The sequence below is a fragment of the Marinobacterium zhoushanense genome, assembly GCF_014641945.1.
Lineage (GTDB): Bacteria > Pseudomonadota > Gammaproteobacteria > Pseudomonadales > Balneatricaceae > Marinobacterium_D > Marinobacterium_D zhoushanense.
In genome coordinates, this window is the sequence record NZ_BMIJ01000001.1 from 272,296 (window position 1) to 287,835 (window position 15,540).

Below are 15,540 nucleotides of genomic sequence, written 5' to 3' on the forward strand. Positions count from 1 at the left end.
CAAGCGAGGTGCACTCAATATGTACTAAATCGATATTAGACACAAATGTCCTGACTACCACATCTGCACGTTAGTCTTATAGACCGAGTACCGCTTTGCTCTTTATTCGCCGGGGCGCTTGATGTCATAGTACGGGCCCTTTCTGACTGGATAGAGATTGGCGCAGGCTAGTCACCCTAAATTACCAGTCAGCCATGCCGAAGGAGATAGATCGATGCGTATCCATATATTCAAAGCGGCCTTAGCTGTCATGGCAGTACTGTTACCCCTGACCGCCAACGCGGAAAGCGTAAGGCTGACCACGACTCAAGGCACTATCGAGCTGGAGCTGTTCAGCGATCAAGCGCCTAAAAGCGTCGAGAACTTCATCACCTATGTGGAGAGCGGATACTACGATGGCCTGATCTTCCATCGCGTCATTCCGGGCTTCATGATCCAGGGCGGTGGCATGGATCAAGAGTTCAAGCCACGCAAAACCCGTCCGCCGGTGGATAACGAATCCAGCAATGGATTGAAGAATCTGCGCGGCACCCTGGCCATGGCCCGCACCCGTCACCCCGATAGCGCAACCAGTCAGTTCTTCATCAACAGCGTGGATAACTTCACGCTGGACGCTCGGCCGGGGCAGCCGGGTTACACGGTATTCGGCCGCGTTACCAGCGGTATGGACGTGATCGATCGGATCAGTGCCGTCGAAACCACCAGCCGCCCACCGTTTCGGGATGTCCCCGTTACACCGATCGTGATCGAGCGGGCCGAGGTAATCGCGCCGTAAAGCGGGGTCCGCAACAGACTGCGCCGACAGCCATTGCTGACACAGCCACCGATGGGGATCCCCTCATCGGTGTCGCTCTCCCTGACCTAGCCAATATCGGCCTGCGGCACCGGTGCATCGTGCTAGCGCTTGATCGCGACGTAGCGCCCCAGCATGAGAAAGGTCACCCTGTCGTCACACAGCACCTCGATCTGGAGATCGAGCCGTCCCCGTCCGCGCTCGGCGATTCGTGAGGTCAGGTGATCGAGCTGAATATCACCCGGCAGGCGCACACGAGCAAAAAATGCACTCTCATTCGGCGCTTTGTAACTTTGATGGGCATCGGCGATCACCACATCGCAATCCAGCCCCTTCTCCCTGAGATAGAGGGTGGTCAGGCACCATCCCGCCAGAGTAGCCAGTGCCGCAATGGAACCACCGAAGCCTGTACCCTTGTCGTTAACATTGGGCGCCAACGGCACATGAAGTTCAAGCACCTCGCCGTCGTATTCGAGCCGCTCGATCTGCATAGCGCTGGTCAGCGGGATACTGTCGTACAACCAGGCAAGAAACTGCTGCGGATCGGTGGTCATATTTTCCATACTGCTATCCCTGTAAAATAGGCCAATCGGTGATCAGACGTGCGGTATCAGCCTCAGGTACCGTTTTCTCTTTCACCGTCTGACCAAGGTAGATAAAACCGATGATCTGTTCGTTTTCGGCCAGCCCCAACCCCTGAGCCACCTTGGGATTGAATGCCATATCGCCTGATCGCCACATCGCCCCCACCCCCTGAGCACAGGCCGCTTGCACAACGGCATGGGCGGCGCAGCCGGCGGTAATCACCTGCTCGCTAACCGGCACCTTCGGGTGCTCCTGAGTTACCGCCACGGCCACCAGTATCATCGGTGCCCGCAGGGGCATATTGCGCAGCTTGGTCGCCTGCGCCTCGCTAAGCTCGCCCGCGCTGGCCCGGCCAGCCGTTAAAAACAGCTCGCCCAGGGCACGCAAGCCCTCCCCTTCCACCTTGAGAAAGCGGTAGGGGGTCAGAGAGCCGTGATCCGGCGCCCGCGAGGCGGCCTTCATCATCAGTTCCAGCTGATCAGCCGTTGGTGCCGGCTCTTGTAGAAGCGGGCTGGAGGTACGGGTAAGCAAGAGTTCGAGTGCATCCATGTTGCGCTCCTTACTGACGGGCCAGGCGTGGATTGCCGGGTTCATCCACGATGCTGGAACGATAGGGATTGATATCCAGGCCGCCACGACGTACATAGCGGGCATAAACACTGAGTTTCTGCGGTCTGCAACGCTGCCAGATATCCATGAAGATGTTCTCGACACACTGCTCATGGAAATCGCCATGTTCACGATAGGATACGATATAGGCCAACAGTCCCTTCCTATCGATCTTGCCGCCCTTGTAACGGATCTGAAGACTGCCCCAATCCGGCTGGCCGGTCACCGGACAGTTGGACTTCAGCAGATGGCTTACCAGCGTTTCGCCGACCACTTCGTTGCTGGACAGCAGCAGGTTCGGTGCCGGGGTATAGTGCTCCACGTCGATATCCAGATCATCGATGCAGCTGCCCTCTAACTTGCCCATCTGCAACGGAGCGTCGGGGCGGATAAGCTTTACCCCCACATCCCCGCCGGCGGCCTGAGACAGGTCCTGTTTCAAGTGGGTCTGCACCTCCGCTTCGCTGCCAAAGCGGGTCAGGTTGTAGGAGTTCAGGTAGAGTTTGAACGACTTGGATTCGATGATATGGCTGGAGCTGGCCGGAATGCGGAACTCCGCCAGCCGCACCACCGGCTTGCCACGACTATCCAGCCAGGAGAGCTCATAGGCGTTCCAGATATCCACACCGCGAAACGGCAGGGTCGCTCGATCTATCCCTTTCGCCTGCCAGTTGATATCCCGCGCAATCGGGTAGAGCAGCTCAGGATCGTAACGGTTGACGTAACGTGTCCCCTGCCCAAGTGGAGATTGCTTGATCGACTCATGTTCACTCATCAGCTGCGGATACCTTTACCAATGTTAAGAAGGTGCAGCGAAAAACCGGCCAGCACTGCAATGAACACCAGGATCATCGCGAATGCGAAACCGACGTTGATGTCGCTTACCCCCAGAATGCCATAACGGAAGGTGTTGACCATATAGAGAATTGGATTTAACTGCGAAACCCCCTGCCAGAACTCGGGCAGCAGCTGGATACTGTAGAACACACCGCCCAGATAAGTCAGCGGTGTAAGCACGAAGGTGGGGATGATCGAGATATCGTCGAAGGTGTTGGCAAACACCGCGTTGATAAAACCGCCCAACGCGAACACGATCGAAGTCAGCAACACGATACCGACCGTCACGCCCAGGTGGTGGATCTGCAAATTGGTGAAAAACAGTGACAGCAGCGTCACGATCAGGCCGACCGCGAGTCCTCGCGCCATACCACCGATCACATAACCGGCCAGGATCACCCAGTTGGGTACCGGCGCCACCAGCAGCTCTTCGATATTGTGCTGGAACTTGGTGCCGAAAAAGGAAGACACCACGTTCCCGTAGGAGTTGGTGATCACCGACATCATGATCAGTCCCGGTACGATGTACTCCATGTAGTCGAACCCGCCCATCTCGCCGATACGCGACCCGATCAGGTTGCCGAAGATAATGAAGTAAAGCGTCATGGTGATTGCCGGGGGCAACAGGGTCTGGGCCCAGATGCGGGTAAAACGGCGCACCTCCTTGACCACGATGGTCCAGAAAGCGGTGAGCAGCAGTTGGCTGTTCATATCAAGTCCTTACAGATTCTTATCCACCAGCGAGACAAACAGCTCCTCCAGGCGATTGGCCTTGTTGCGCATGCTCGCCACGTTATAGCCCAGAGCCGACAGCTGTTCGAAGATCGGATTCAGTCCCTTGGACTTCTCCACATCCACCTCCAGCGTATGGGGATCCGTCTGCCTTACGCCGTAGCCATCGATCTCCGGCACGGATGCAATATCCTGCTCCAGGTCGAGCACGAAGGTTTCCAGATTAAGCTTGGCCAGCAGCGCCTTCATGGTGCTGTTCTGGATGATGCGGCCATGATCGATAATCGCGATATTGCGGCACAGGCTCTCCGCCTCCTCCAGATAGTGGGTGGTGAGGATGATGGTCGTGCCGGCGGCATTGATCTCGCGCAGGAACTCCCACATGGACCGGCGCAGTTCAATATCCACCCCCGCCGTTGGCTCATCGAGAATCAGCATTTTCGGGTCATGCACCAGCGCTCGTGCGATCATCAGACGGCGTTTCATGCCGCCGGAAAGCATCCTCGCCCGCTCGTTACGCTTCTCCCACAGACCGAGCTTGCGCAGATAAAACTCCGCCCTCTCGCCTGCTCGTTTACGCCCGATACCGTAGTAACCGGCCTGGGTTACGACGATATCGAACACCTTCTCGAACGGGTTGAAGTTGAACTCCTGGGGCACAACCCCCAGGCAGAGCTTGGCAAGTGTCAGCTCGCTATCGATATCGTGCCCGAACACCTTCACCTGGCCTTCGCTTTTGTTCACCAGAGAAGAGACGATACCGAGCGTGGTTGATTTGCCCGCGCCGTTGGGGCCGAGCAGGGCGAAGAAATCCCCCTGCTTCACTTCCAGCGAGATACCTTTCAGCGCCTCGAAGCCGTTACCGTAGGTCTTGCGCAGATTGTCGATACTCAGCGCTAAGGTCATAAGCATCCTGTTTCGTTAATCATAAGGAAGCGTTGAATATGGGGGCCGTTGTGGAAAAATCAACCGGACCACTTGTGATCCTGTCGCTATGCCCCAATTGAAGCAGCCTAACCGTCCAAACAGCGCGGAGCGAACGTGACCGACTTCCACACCTATCACCTGAACCTGCTAAAACTGGCCTACAACAACCTGATCACACAGCCGCCGTTCAACGACCCGGCGATCAATAGCGTGGACGCCGAATTTCTCGAGCAGTTCGCCGCCCTGATATCAGGTTTCGAGCAGCATGAGCCCTGGGTGTATGAGGAGGGACAAAACCTGTTGACGCGCCTGGTCCGCGCCTACCCCCAGCTGGTCCATCTGGTGGCCCGCGATCTGTTCTGGCTGTTCGGCGGCGACTGCCTGCACCATATGCCCGACGAAGAGATCGCGCTTTTCTCCAAGCTTGACGAAGCCCGCGCCAATGCCGAGCGCAACGGCGAGCCTTTTGACTACCTCGCCGAGCGCACCCGCTTATTCAACTAGTTTCCGGGTAATGGCGGAGCCTGTTCGCGAGAACAAGCGCTTTGCCGATTCCCCCAGCCAATCTAAAGCGTGCTGGGGTTATCCATTGATTGATCCTGCCGCCGGGAGATCAGCATTTCGTCAGCTCCCTCCTGTTCTCGGGGGGCATCCAGTCGCGCCATATACTGCCTAAGCAGTGCATCAAACTCCTTGCGGCTCTTGCCCTCCAGTTGTTTCGTGATGGGAATGGCCGCCTTGACGGCGTCCACTGGCCGGCCGGCAATATGGAATTCGTAATGCAGGTGAGGACCGGTGACTCGCCCACTGGCACCGGACAATGCGATTTTCTGACCTCGGCTGACACGCTGCCCCTTGCGCACCATCGATTTGCTCAGATGCAGGTAGCGCGTGGTGTAACGTTCACTGTGCTTGATCTCGACATATAGTCCGGCGTATTTGTGATCAACTACCCGGGAGACGACACCATCGCCAGAGGCCAGTATCGGCGTACCCGTGCGCATGGAAAAGTCGGTACCGTTATGTGGACGGAACAGGCCGGTTACCGGATGGTGGCGTTTGGGGTTAAAGCCTGACGAGACACGGTAACTGCCACCAAACGGATAGCGCAGAAAAGCCTTGCTCAGGCTCCGCCCCTTCTCATCGTAGTAGCTGCCATCGTAATAGAAGATCGAAACCGGCGATCGGTTCGCCAACATGCGCACAGCTTCGATCTTGGTCTCCCCGGTCGGCTCATCTTCGATATATTGCCGTGACAGCAGTACTTCGAAAGAATCCCCCTTGCGAATATCACGACGGAAATTGATCTTCTCTTTGAGCAGCCGGGTGATCAGATGCACATCCCTGGCATCCAGCCCTTCCGCTGCAGCATCAAGCGAAAAGCTGCGCCCGATCTCCCCTACCAGCGCGATCTCTTTCCATGTTCCGGGCAGGATCGTCTCCTTGAACTCGAAGCCTGCGTCTTGCTTACGCTGATAGGCTACCTTGTGGGCCGGAGAGAATCGTAACTCCAGGGTTTGCAACTGGTCGTTTTCTATATCTACCAGCAGCTCGACACCCGGCTTGATATTATCCAGCGCGAGTACGTTTTCATCCGCCTCCAACACCTGGTACAGGTCCTGAATCGGCAAACCAAGCTTGGTGAAAATACCGGTCAGTGTGTCGTCCGGCTGGATCTCGTAACCCCACATTCGGCTTTCATCGATTCTGCCACTGCCCCCCTTATGAGCCTGAGCCGGGACGAGGGCCTCCGGTATCAGTTCAGCGGCATCGTCAATTTCATCGAGTGGCAACGGCAATGCGATGCGGACGCTCTCGCCAGTGGCGGACATTTGCCCTGGTAGCGTCGTCTTGTGATCGCCACTGCTAAGCTGCGCTCCTGCACCAGTCTCGTCATTGTCGAAGAACGCCAGGGTCAGGACGAGAACGGGAAGGACGATAAGTGCAACGCGGTACGCATTGGGGAGAAGTTTGAATATGGCGAGCAGGTGCCGAACAGGGTGCGATAACTTGACCAAAACAATTACCTGTAAAATGAACGCCGGCGAAGAACTCCGCGCTGAAATAGTTCAATGCACCCAGTATCCTGTAAAACCGGTTTTATTTCGAGAGGGAGTTTATTGATCTTTTAAAACAGCGAGTGACTGGTTCGCCAAGTTATACCGCAGACATGCCGCTGGACCCGGTAACTCAGGCCAGCAAACCCTAGTGCCAACAAAAAGCCGCAGACGTAGCTGCGGCTTGAAGCCCCTTACCTGGCGCTGCCGAGAGGCTTATGAATATCAATGATTGCCGCCAGGTCCCGAAAGCGCAACTCTAGCCCCTTGTCCGATTCTCTGACACCCCAGCAGTGAGATACCGCCCTTTGACCCAGCCAGTGGCCAGGCTTAACCTGAAATCCCCCGCAGTCGCTCGCTGCGCCGACGCAACACCTCCAGCACCGTCAGGAGCAGAATCGACATCGCCACGAGAATAGTCGCCACTGCCAATATCGTCGGACTGATCTGTTCACGGATTCCAGCCCACATCTGCAACGGCAGGGTGCGCTGCTCAACGCCGGACAGGAAGATCACCACCACCACTTCATCGAACGAGGTGATGAAAGCGAACAGCGCCCCGGATACAACCCCCGGGGTCACCAAGGGCAGTATCACCTTGAAAAAGGTGTAGCCGGGAGATGCCCCCAGACTGGCCGCGGCTCGCGTCAACGAGTGATCAAACCCCGAAAGCGTCGCGGTGACCGTGATCACCACGAAGGGGATGCCCAATGCGGTATGGGCCAGGACCACGCCCAGATAGGTTTGCGAGAGATTCACGCTGGAGTAGAAAAAGAACATCCCTGCCGCCGAAATAATCAACGGCACGATCATCGGCGAGATCAGGATACTCATGATCAAGCCGCGAAACGGCATATGCGGGCGAGACAAACCAAGTGCGGCCAGGGTACCCAGCACCGTCGCCAGTGCTGTCGACGCGATACCGATCAGGAAACTGTTCTTGATGGCGTGCAGCCAGGTGCTGCTGGAGAAAAACTCGTTATACCAGCGCATCGAGTAGCCCGCCGGATCGAGCGCCAACATCTCCCTCGAGAACGTGAAGTAGGGCTCCGCGTTGAACGACAAGGGAATGATGACCAGAATAGGACCGATCAGGAACAGGAAAATCAGCGCACACAGGGTTCGGTATCCGTAGTGCCAAATCCGATCGAGTGTTGTGGCATAAGCCGGTAATGCTGCCATGAATCACCCCATTTTTATCTTGTCGATGCCGATCAACTTGTTATAAACCGCATAGAAAACCAGTACCAAAACCAACAGCAGCATACCCAGTGCACCCGCGAGCCCCCAGTTGAGGGATTTCTGCATGTGGTAGGCGATCATGTTGCTGATCATCTGTCCCGACTGCCCACCAACGAGGGCCGGGGTAATGAAATAACCTATCGAGAGAATAAAGACCAACAGACTGCCGGCACCGATGCCGCTCACGGTCTGCGGCACATAGACTCGCCAGAATGCCACCAAAGGGTTTGCGCCGAGTGAACGCGCCGCCCGCACGTAACTCGGCGGTACCGTTTTCATCACGCTGTACAGCGGCAAAATCATAAATGGCAGCAAAATATGGGTCATCGCCACCAGCGTACCGGTTTTGTTGAAGATCATCTGAATACGGCCCTGATCGTCGACGATATGCATCCAGACCAATATATCGTTAATCACCCCCTGGGACTGCAACAGTACGATCCAGGTCGTCGTGCGGACCAAGAGCGAAGTCCAGAAAGGCAGTAGTACCAAAATCATCAACAGGTTACTGGTACGTAGCGGAAGATTCGCCAGCAGATACGCAACCGGATAACCAAGCAGGATACAGAACAGAGTCACTGTGGCGCTCATGGCCAAAGTTCTGATGAACAACGGGCCGTATACGCGCTGCTCTTCCGGCTGCAGCACAATATCGCCGTTATCGTCGTAACCCATATCCAACGCCGCCAACAGATAGGAGAGCGTGTAAGGTGAGGACTGACGCTTGATCATCCTCCAGGTAGCCGGCTCCCCCCAGGCCGAATCGATATCGATCAACGCCTCCTTGTAGGGACCGCCAGTGAGCCTCTTCGCCTTTCGCGCCGACCCCATGATGACACTGCGCATGCCATTCATTTCATAGTTCAGACGAGTGGCCACCTTGCCGATACTTTTCTCTTCGTATCCCCTCTTGAGGTCCTCGGCCAGCGCTGCGAAAACAGGCTCCGCCGGCAAGCCTTCACCATCCCAGTCGTCCAGGGCGGCAGCTGTGTTCGGCATCGTTTCGTAGACCTGAGGGTCTTCAACCCCACGCAAGGCCATATTAACAACGGGGACAATAAACGTGACCAGAATAAACGCCAGCAACGGCAGAACCAGCAACAGCGCCCATAACCGCTGACGACGCTGAGCGCGCCGTAGGCTGACCTTCAGCGGCGTTCCGTCGGCCGTAGTCATGCCTGAATTCGCTCCAGCTAGGCCGCTATTGTCCGCGATCCCCGCCGAGATCTGTGCTTGACTCATCTTTATAAACCTGTTGAAACGGAAGGTATTGGGATTACGCGATAGAAAAAAGTCTGCGGGGTGACAGAATCACCCCGCAGCCGTTAGCTTACTGCGACAACCAAGCGTTGAAACGCTCACGCATCTCATCGCCGTTGTCCGCCCACCAGATGGCATCTTTCTTGATCGGATTAAAGAAGTTCTCTGGGGAAGTCGGCATGTGCGGCTTCATATCGATACCGGTATCAGCGTGAGTCGATACCAACGGGGCAGAAGACGCTCGCGCCGGACCGTAGGAGATATACTTGGCCTGATCCGCCAGCTTCTGCGTGCTGGTCGCGAAGTTAAGGTACTTCTTCATGTTTTCGGTCAGCTTACCCTTGGGTACAACCCACCCGTCGAGTTCGAACATCTGACCGTCCCAAACCACGGTGAAGGGTTGCTTTTCATTCACCTGCGCGTTGAAGAAGCGACCGTTGTAGCCGGAAGCGATCGTAACTTCCTTATCCGCGAGCAGCTGCGGCGGCTGAGCACCCGCATCCCACCAAATCACCTGATCCTTGATCGTATCCAACTTTTTGAAAGCACGTTCCAGCCCTTCTGGCGTACTCAGTACATCGTAAACCTCTGCCGCCGGAACACCCTCGGCAAGCAGTGCCCACTCCAGGTTACCGTCAGGGATCTTCTGCAGGGCACGTTTGCCCGGAAATTTCTCGAGATCAAAAATATCGGCAATTGTGCTCGGCTTCTCACCCGGGAACGCAGTGTCGTTATAAGCAACTACAGTGGCATAAACAATCTGCGGAATAAAACAGCCACTCAGCGAGCCTTCCACGAAATCCTTGCTTGGCAGGGTACCGTCCGGCGCTGCAGCCAGGATCTCATCGTAATCGATCTCCTCGACGATGCCCTCGTCACACGCGGTGATTGAATCCCCCTCGAGCATGTCTACAAGATCCCAGGTCACATTGCCTGCCTCAACCTGGCTACGCAAACCAGCAAGGCCCTGTGCGGACTTGGGCTCCATAAAGATTTTGTCGCCGGTCTCGGCAGTCCACGGGTCGTGGTACGCACGCTTCTGAGATTCAGAGTACGCGCCACCCCAAGAGACGATCGTCATAGACTCTTCGGCCTGTACAACACCGCTGAGTGAGCCGCTCAGCACGGCGCCAGCCAGAAGAGAGAGTTTAAAAACGTTCTTTATCATTGGCATTTCCTCGTGGTCATTTGGCCAAAACGGCCGACATTTGCGTAACAAAAGTCCCACTTCCGAAGTACAAGCCTTCGCAAGCCATGCAAAATTTGATTATCGTGCGTCCAGCGCGCGGCAATCCTCTGTTGCCCAGCCGATTCTTACCATCTCACCCTTCTTGAGCTGACTATGGCGCTGTGTATTAGGTACTTTGGTGATGAAGTCGGAGTTGCCGGATACCGTCATCCTGGCGCGAATGTGATCTCCCAGATAGATCAGCTCTTCGACTCGCGCCTCGCACCGGTTCGGGTAGCGCCCATCCTCGGGATCGATCACCACCCGCTCGGGGCGGATGGACAGCATCGTGCGCTCGTTGACGCCATCGACATTGACCTTGAGCGCATTGACGATACCTGCTCCGCCGTCCAGTTCGACCGCGCAGTTCACCCCATTGACCGAGGTGACTTTGCCGCCCAGACGGTTGTTCTCGCCGATGAACCCTGCAACGAATGCGTTTTCCGGCTCTTCATACAGCTGGGCGGGTGTCGCCAACTGTTGCACGATACCGTCCTCGAATACCGCGATTCGGTTAGACATGGTCAGCGCCTCCGACTGATCATGTGTAACGTAAACCATCGTGACGCCTAGGTTTTCGTGGATGTGCTTGATCTCGTACTGCATCTCTTCGCGCAGATTTTTGTCCAGGGCCCCCAAGGGTTCGTCCATCAGCACCAGCTTAGGTTCGAACACCAGCGCCCTGGCGACCGCCACACGCTGCTGCTGACCACCGGAAAGTTGAGCAGGACGACGACTACCAAAGCTTTCGAGCCGTACCATCTCCAGTGCTCGTTTTACCTTGGCATCAATATCGGCCTGCGGCACCTTGCGCACCCGTAAAGGGAAAGCGAGGTTTTCAGCCACGGTCATATGAGGAAAGAGTGCATAGTTCTGGAAAACCATGCCGATATCGCGCTTGTGGGGAGCGACGTTATTGATCGACTGCCCGTCGAGAATAATGTCGCCATGCGTGGCGGTTTCAAAACCTGCCAGCATCATCAGGCAGGTGGTTTTACCGGAGCCGGAGGGCCCCAACATTGTAAGAAACTCCCCCGCGGCAATATCGATATTGAAGTTCTTTACAACCAGAGTTTCTCCGTCGTAGCTCTTTTGCACATTGACAAAGCGTACGAACTGATCCGGGTTTCCACCCATATGTCTGCCACCTCTTTTGTTTTACTTCGCCGATACACAATGCAACTTGTCTTGACCTCTGTCAAACCAGTGAAATGGCACAGAACATTTTGCAAATGCGGTATTTGGGGTGACGTAATAAATACTCAAATCCAGTGCTACTCCTTCAGTTATCCATGCTCAGACGACAATAACAGGCATTAAACACCAAGTCTGAAACCCGCCATTCATGCCGACAAACGACCCAAAAACGTCGCTCACAGGCCTTCAGACGACGCATCTGGAGCACAAAATCCCGACATTTCTTCTACGCCAGCACCACTCCACACCGGTTTAAAACAAACAAGCAAGCAAAATACATAATAATTAATTTACTGCAGCTCGTTTTAAGAATCGGGAGACAGGAAGAGGTGAATATGGGTTAGCAGAAAGCCAGACAAATAACCGCCAAGTAACCGCCAAGAGCGACGTGATTAAAACAAGCTTTATCTTTTTCTAACGGTGTAAAGGAAGTGGTACAAGCGTGAAAACCGGGTTTCGTATCAGCCTGCACTTCGGTCGCGATCCCAACCAATTGAAAGCGGAGTCGCCCGGCCGCGGCCCCAACAAACAATAACAGCGGGGTTGCTCTGGATAGGGGCACGAACTATTGAATCGGAAGGAGAAATTTGGAGCGGGAAACGAGACTCAACCGGCCGGCGCTCCGGTCGTGGCCCCAACAAACAATAGCAGTGGGATCGCCCAGCTTAGGGGCTCGAACTATTGAATCTGAGGAGAAATTTGGAGCGGGAAACGAGACTCGAACTCGCGACCCCAACCTTGGCAAGGTTGTGCTCTACCAACTGAGCTATTCCCGCATAATTCATGACAAGCATGCCATGAAAAGATGGCGTCCCATAGGGGGTTCGAACCCCTGTTACCGCCGTGAAAGGGCGGTGTCCTAGGCCACTAGACGAATGGGACGCAGCCGTGGAAAACGTATACCGACTTTGGAGCGGGAAACGAGACTCGAACTCGCGACCCCAACCTTGGCAAGGTTGTGCTCTACCAACTGAGCTATTCCCGCATATTTCATGACACGCATGCCATGAAAAGATGGCGTCCCATAGGGGGTTCGAACCCCTGTTACCGCCGTGAAAGGGCGGTGTCCTAGGCCACTAGACGAATGGGACGTAGCCGTTACGCTCTCGCGTTCCTCATTGAGGAGGCGCAAATAATACGTAGAGGCCCTGCTGGCGTCAACACCTAAAACGTATTTTTTTAACCTCCACATTTATGACGCTCTAACGCTAAGCCTTTGAAATAACAGTTGAATACTTTTTATACAAGACGATCACTTCAGCACCCAAGTGCAGGCACAGGGCTCGCCGAACGTCACCAGCGCCAGCCAAAGCAACGCTGGGACAGGCTGGAACACAATGGGAGAGAGCATTCCGCCCCTCTCACTGACTCGAGCAAAGGAGATCGTAGACCTAACGGGTCGCCCGGTTGAGGGCAAAACCTATTGATGCCAAGGAAAGAAGTTGGAGCGGGAAACGAGACTCAACCGACCGACGCTCCGGTCGCGGCCCCAACATACAATAACAACGGGGTCGCCCAGCTTAGGGGCACGAACCATCGAATCGAAAGGAGAAACTTGGAGCGGGAAACGAGACTCAACCGCCCGGCGCCCGGTCGCGGCCCCAACAAACAATAACAGTGGGGTCGCCCAGCTTAGGGGCACGAACTATCGAATCGAAAGGAGAAATTTGGAGCGGGAAACGAGACTCGAACTCGCGACCCCAACCTTGGCAAGGTTGTGCTCTACCAACTGAGCTATTCCCGCATAATTCATGACAAGCATGCCATGAAAAGATGGCGTCCCATAGGGGGTTCGAACCCCTGTTACCGCCGTGAAAGGGCGGTGTCCTAGGCCACTAGACGAATGGGACGCTTAGGACGCAACCCGCAGCAGCGGGATGCGGGGCGCATATTAATGAGACCGACATGAAGGGTCAAGAGTTTTTTTACGCTTTTTGCTATAGAATCAAACGTTTCAGAGCTCAGAGCAGTGAACCGGTTGAGAGGATAGGTCATGAGTCCGACGCAGATAGGCATGCTGATATTAGGCGGTATCGTGGTAATGGCAGTGACCGCCTATATCATCCAGTCGATCGAAACTCAGCGTCGACAGCGTCGCATGCAACTGCTGGCGTTGAGGGACCAGATTCGCCGCGCCGACCACCTGCTCGGAAGCCTGCCCTCCTTTTACGTCACCCCCGATATCCGCGCGGTACTGATCAAGTATATGGAGCTAAGATGGCGCCAGGTTGTAGAACTCGACGCCAATCCCAACTACAGGAAGGAGCTGGACCAGCTGGCCCAGCAAGCATCCGAACCATTCGAACCCGGCCACTATCCAGCTGGCTCCCTGACCTACTGCTCCGACCGTGATACCGCCCGCCGCGCCAGGGCTCTATTGCGTGAGCTGGCGCAATTCCTCATCGATCTACAGAAGCAGCAGCTGTTTTCCCAGCAAACCCTGAATGAGATGATCAGGCATATCAAGCAGAGCTATACGCGACTCACGATTGAGCTGGAGTTGATGGACGCACAGATGACCGAGGAGATCTCGGGACCGCAAGTGGCATTGCACACCTATCGCAGCGCCATGACCAGGCTTCAGGGATTCAACAACGCCTACCAGATCGACGCCCAAATATTTGCCCTGACCCGCAAGATCGAGGAGTGTGAGCAGATCGCAGAGGAGATCCGCCAACAGACCGAAGAGGAGATGCGCCAGCGCGACGAGAAAGAGCGAGAACGCGAGCAGCGCGAGCGATATCGCTAGCCGCGTAGACCAGGCTCAAACGATCACCGGAACAACGCTCGCTTTACTCAGGCACCACCAAGCAGCTTCATCTTCAGCGTCACATTGTTGCGTGAGTCTGCATTGTGCAGCACCTCATCCTCGGAGATCTTACCCGCACTGTAGAGCTCGAGCAGGTCTTCATCGAAGCTATGGCTGTGGGAGTCGCTACTCTGCTCTATCGCCTCGCGAATGCGGTTGAACTCCCCGCGCCCTATCAGCTCTGCCACAAACGGGGTATTGACCAACACCTCGGTTGCCGGCAGGAAGCGCTTCCGGGTATCGCGTACCAGACGCTGGGACACGATCGCTTTCAGATTCAACGACAGATCCTGGCAGATCTTCTTCTGCTCGTTCTCCATGAAGAAATTCGCGATATGTTCGATCGCCTGAACGGCGTTGTTGGCATGCAGTGTCGACAGGCAAAGGTGTCCGGTCTCTGAATAGCGTATCGCTTGCTCCATTGTCTGCCGATCACGGATCTCACCGATCAGAATCACGTCCGGTGCCTCGCGCAGCCCGTTCATCAGCGCGTTCTCATAGGAGAGCGTATCGATACCGATCTCGCGCTGGTTTATCAACGAGCGCTTGTTGGTATGCATAAATTCGATTGGATCTTCGACCGTAAGGATATGCCCGCTGGCACGCTGGTTGCGATGCTCGATCATCGATGCCAGGGTGGTCGACTTACCGGCACCCGTCGCGCCGACGATCAGCACCAGCCCGCTACGCAGCATCACGAAATCCTGCAGGCAGTCGGGCAGGTTGAGGTCTTTAAGTGACGGAATATCGCTGCGGATATAACGGATGACCAGCGCCACGTCGCCACGCTGGCGGTAAACGTTGACACGGAAGCGGCCAATATCCTTCGGGCTGTGGGAGAAGTTCATCTCCATCTCGGCAGCGAACACCTCTCGCTGCTTGTCGGTCATCAGTGATTCGGCCAACTCGCTGATGACACCTGGCTGAAGGGGTTTATCGCCGATGGGCCGCAGCACACCCTCGATCTTGATTTGAACAGGTGAGTCGGTACTGAAAAACAGGTCAGATGCCCGTTTGTCCACCATCAACCGGAGATACTGGTTCAGATCGAGCATGAATCCTCCCTGCGAATCTCGCGCAACGCGCCTGTTACCGCAGACGCTGCTGGTTACTGTTGCTCGTTATCCCACAGGGAGCGCTTCGCATCAAGCGCATGGTCACAAGAGTTCATCGAAAATGCGACGATTACCGCCAACATCACCACTATAATCAGGCGCCCCATACCTTCCCTCTCCCTTAGCTGTAGACAGATTCAAACACCCGT

The 15,540-nt window shown here is 55.5% G+C and carries 14 protein-coding genes and 6 tRNA genes; 3 read left to right on the forward strand and 17 right to left on the reverse strand.

Annotated elements, in window-relative coordinates:
* Positions 1–214 precede the first annotated feature (214 nt).
* On the forward strand, positions 215–775 hold the full coding sequence (locus tag IEX40_RS01320; RefSeq protein WP_188745307.1) for a peptidylprolyl isomerase: 561 nt from the start codon (positions 215–217) through the stop codon (positions 773–775).
* Between the two features lie 122 nt (positions 776–897).
* On the opposite strand, the gene IEX40_RS01325 is transcribed toward IEX40_RS01320, so the two are convergent.
* The 5 genes from IEX40_RS01325 to IEX40_RS01345 are packed head-to-tail and all read right to left on the reverse strand — an operon-like array spanning position 898 to position 4,462.
* Positions 898–1,356 carry a YiiD C-terminal domain-containing protein gene (locus IEX40_RS01325; RefSeq protein WP_229680457.1) on the reverse strand — a complete coding sequence of 153 codons (459 nt, stop codon included), beginning with the start codon at positions 1,354–1,356 and terminating at the stop codon, positions 898–900.
* 4 nt (positions 1,357–1,360) lie between these two features.
* A complete protein-coding gene (locus IEX40_RS01330; protein ID WP_188745308.1) occupies positions 1,361–1,927 on the reverse strand; it encodes a nitroreductase family protein in 567 nt (188 codons plus the stop codon).
* A gap of 10 nt (positions 1,928–1,937) precedes the next feature.
* A complete protein-coding gene (gene queF / locus IEX40_RS01335) occupies positions 1,938–2,762 on the reverse strand; it encodes an NADPH-dependent 7-cyano-7-deazaguanine reductase QueF (protein ID WP_188745309.1) in 825 nt (274 codons plus the stop codon).
* Entirely contained in the window at positions 2,762–3,535 is a 774-nt protein-coding gene (locus IEX40_RS01340; RefSeq protein ID WP_188745310.1) for an ABC transporter permease, read from the reverse strand. Before IEX40_RS01340 ends, queF begins: the two co-directional genes overlap by 1 nt.
* A gap of 9 nt (positions 3,536–3,544) precedes the next feature.
* On the reverse strand, positions 3,545–4,462 hold the full coding sequence (locus tag IEX40_RS01345; protein WP_188745311.1) for an ABC transporter ATP-binding protein: 918 nt from the start codon (positions 4,460–4,462) through the stop codon (positions 3,545–3,547).
* Positions 4,463–4,597: 135 nt separating this feature from the next.
* On the opposite strand from IEX40_RS01345, the gene IEX40_RS01350 reads away from it, so the two are divergent.
* On the forward strand, positions 4,598–4,987 hold the full coding sequence (locus tag IEX40_RS01350; RefSeq protein ID WP_188745312.1) for a PA2817 family protein: 390 nt from the start codon (positions 4,598–4,600) through the stop codon (positions 4,985–4,987).
* A gap of 62 nt (positions 4,988–5,049) precedes the next feature.
* On the opposite strand, the gene IEX40_RS01355 is transcribed toward IEX40_RS01350, so the two are convergent.
* The 11 genes from IEX40_RS01355 to IEX40_RS01405 form a co-directional block, all read right to left on the reverse strand.
* Positions 5,050–6,501, reverse strand: a complete 1,452-nt coding sequence (locus IEX40_RS01355) for a peptidoglycan DD-metalloendopeptidase family protein (RefSeq protein ID WP_229680459.1) — start codon at positions 6,499–6,501, stop codon at positions 5,050–5,052.
* A gap of 369 nt (positions 6,502–6,870) precedes the next feature.
* Positions 6,871–7,722 (reverse strand): ABC transporter permease, encoded by an 852-nt coding sequence (locus tag IEX40_RS01360; RefSeq protein ID WP_188745313.1) that lies wholly within the window; start codon positions 7,720–7,722, stop codon positions 6,871–6,873.
* A 3-nt stretch (positions 7,723–7,725) separates the two neighbouring features.
* Positions 7,726–8,958, reverse strand: a complete 1,233-nt coding sequence (locus tag IEX40_RS01365; protein ID WP_188745314.1) for an ABC transporter permease — start codon at positions 8,956–8,958, stop codon at positions 7,726–7,728.
* Positions 8,959–9,112: 154 nt separating this feature from the next.
* The gene (locus tag IEX40_RS01370) at positions 9,113–10,210 is read right to left on the reverse strand and encodes an ABC transporter substrate-binding protein (RefSeq protein ID WP_188745315.1); all 1,098 of its coding nucleotides are present in this window, start codon (positions 10,208–10,210) and stop codon (positions 9,113–9,115) included.
* A 99-nt stretch (positions 10,211–10,309) separates the two neighbouring features.
* Positions 10,310–11,407 (reverse strand): ABC transporter ATP-binding protein, encoded by a 1,098-nt coding sequence (locus IEX40_RS01375; RefSeq protein WP_188745316.1) that lies wholly within the window; start codon positions 11,405–11,407, stop codon positions 10,310–10,312.
* A 760-nt stretch (positions 11,408–12,167) separates the two neighbouring features.
* Positions 12,168–12,243: transfer RNA gene (locus IEX40_RS01380), tRNA-Gly, on the reverse strand.
* Positions 12,244–12,273: 30 nt separating this feature from the next.
* Positions 12,274–12,349: transfer RNA gene (locus tag IEX40_RS01385), tRNA-Glu, on the reverse strand.
* A gap of 27 nt (positions 12,350–12,376) precedes the next feature.
* Positions 12,377–12,452: transfer RNA gene (locus tag IEX40_RS01390), tRNA-Gly, on the reverse strand.
* 30 nt (positions 12,453–12,482) lie between these two features.
* Positions 12,483–12,558: transfer RNA gene (locus tag IEX40_RS01395), tRNA-Glu, on the reverse strand.
* 577 nt (positions 12,559–13,135) lie between these two features.
* Positions 13,136–13,211 (reverse strand) — tRNA-Gly (locus IEX40_RS01400).
* Positions 13,212–13,241: 30 nt separating this feature from the next.
* Positions 13,242–13,317, reverse strand: a tRNA-Glu gene (locus tag IEX40_RS01405).
* Between the two features lie 143 nt (positions 13,318–13,460).
* Between IEX40_RS01405 and IEX40_RS01410 the strand changes: the two genes are divergently transcribed.
* Entirely contained in the window at positions 13,461–14,216 is a 756-nt protein-coding gene (locus IEX40_RS01410; protein ID WP_188745317.1) for a hypothetical protein, read from the forward strand.
* Positions 14,217–14,263: 47 nt separating this feature from the next.
* On the opposite strand, the gene IEX40_RS01415 is transcribed toward IEX40_RS01410, so the two are convergent.
* A complete protein-coding gene (locus tag IEX40_RS01415) occupies positions 14,264–15,331 on the reverse strand; it encodes a PilT/PilU family type 4a pilus ATPase (protein WP_188745318.1) in 1,068 nt (355 codons plus the stop codon).
* Positions 15,332–15,540 lie beyond the last annotated feature (209 nt).

Bases quoted from the DNA above. Each gene is read 5' to 3' on its own strand.
- IEX40_RS01330 (WP_188745308.1), bottom strand. From the start codon at position 1,927: ATGGATGCACTCGAACTCTTGCTTACCCGTACCTCCAGCCCGCTTCTA.
- IEX40_RS01320 (WP_188745307.1), top strand. From the start codon at position 215: ATGCGTATCCATATATTCAAAGCGGCCTTAGCTGTCATGGCAGTACTG.
- queF (WP_188745309.1), bottom strand. From the start codon at position 2,762: ATGAGTGAACATGAGTCGATCAAGCAATCTCCACTTGGGCAGGGGACA.
- IEX40_RS01360 (WP_188745313.1), bottom strand. From the start codon at position 7,722: ATGGCAGCATTACCGGCTTATGCCACAACACTCGATCGGATTTGGCAC.
- IEX40_RS01370 (WP_188745315.1), bottom strand. From the start codon at position 10,210: ATGATAAAGAACGTTTTTAAACTCTCTCTTCTGGCTGGCGCCGTGCTG.
- IEX40_RS01340 (WP_188745310.1), bottom strand. From the start codon at position 3,535: ATGAACAGCCAACTGCTGCTCACCGCTTTCTGGACCATCGTGGTCAAG.
- IEX40_RS01365 (WP_188745314.1), bottom strand. From the start codon at position 8,958: ATGACTACGGCCGACGGAACGCCGCTGAAGGTCAGCCTACGGCGCGCT.
- IEX40_RS01410 (WP_188745317.1), top strand. From the start codon at position 13,461: ATGAGTCCGACGCAGATAGGCATGCTGATATTAGGCGGTATCGTGGTA.
- IEX40_RS01345 (WP_188745311.1), bottom strand. From the start codon at position 4,462: ATGACCTTAGCGCTGAGTATCGACAATCTGCGCAAGACCTACGGTAAC.
- IEX40_RS01375 (WP_188745316.1), bottom strand. From the start codon at position 11,407: ATGGGTGGAAACCCGGATCAGTTCGTACGCTTTGTCAATGTGCAAAAG.
- IEX40_RS01415 (WP_188745318.1), bottom strand. From the start codon at position 15,331: ATGCTCGATCTGAACCAGTATCTCCGGTTGATGGTGGACAAACGGGCA.
- IEX40_RS01325 (WP_229680457.1), bottom strand. From the start codon at position 1,356: ATGGAAAATATGACCACCGATCCGCAGCAGTTTCTTGCCTGGTTGTAC.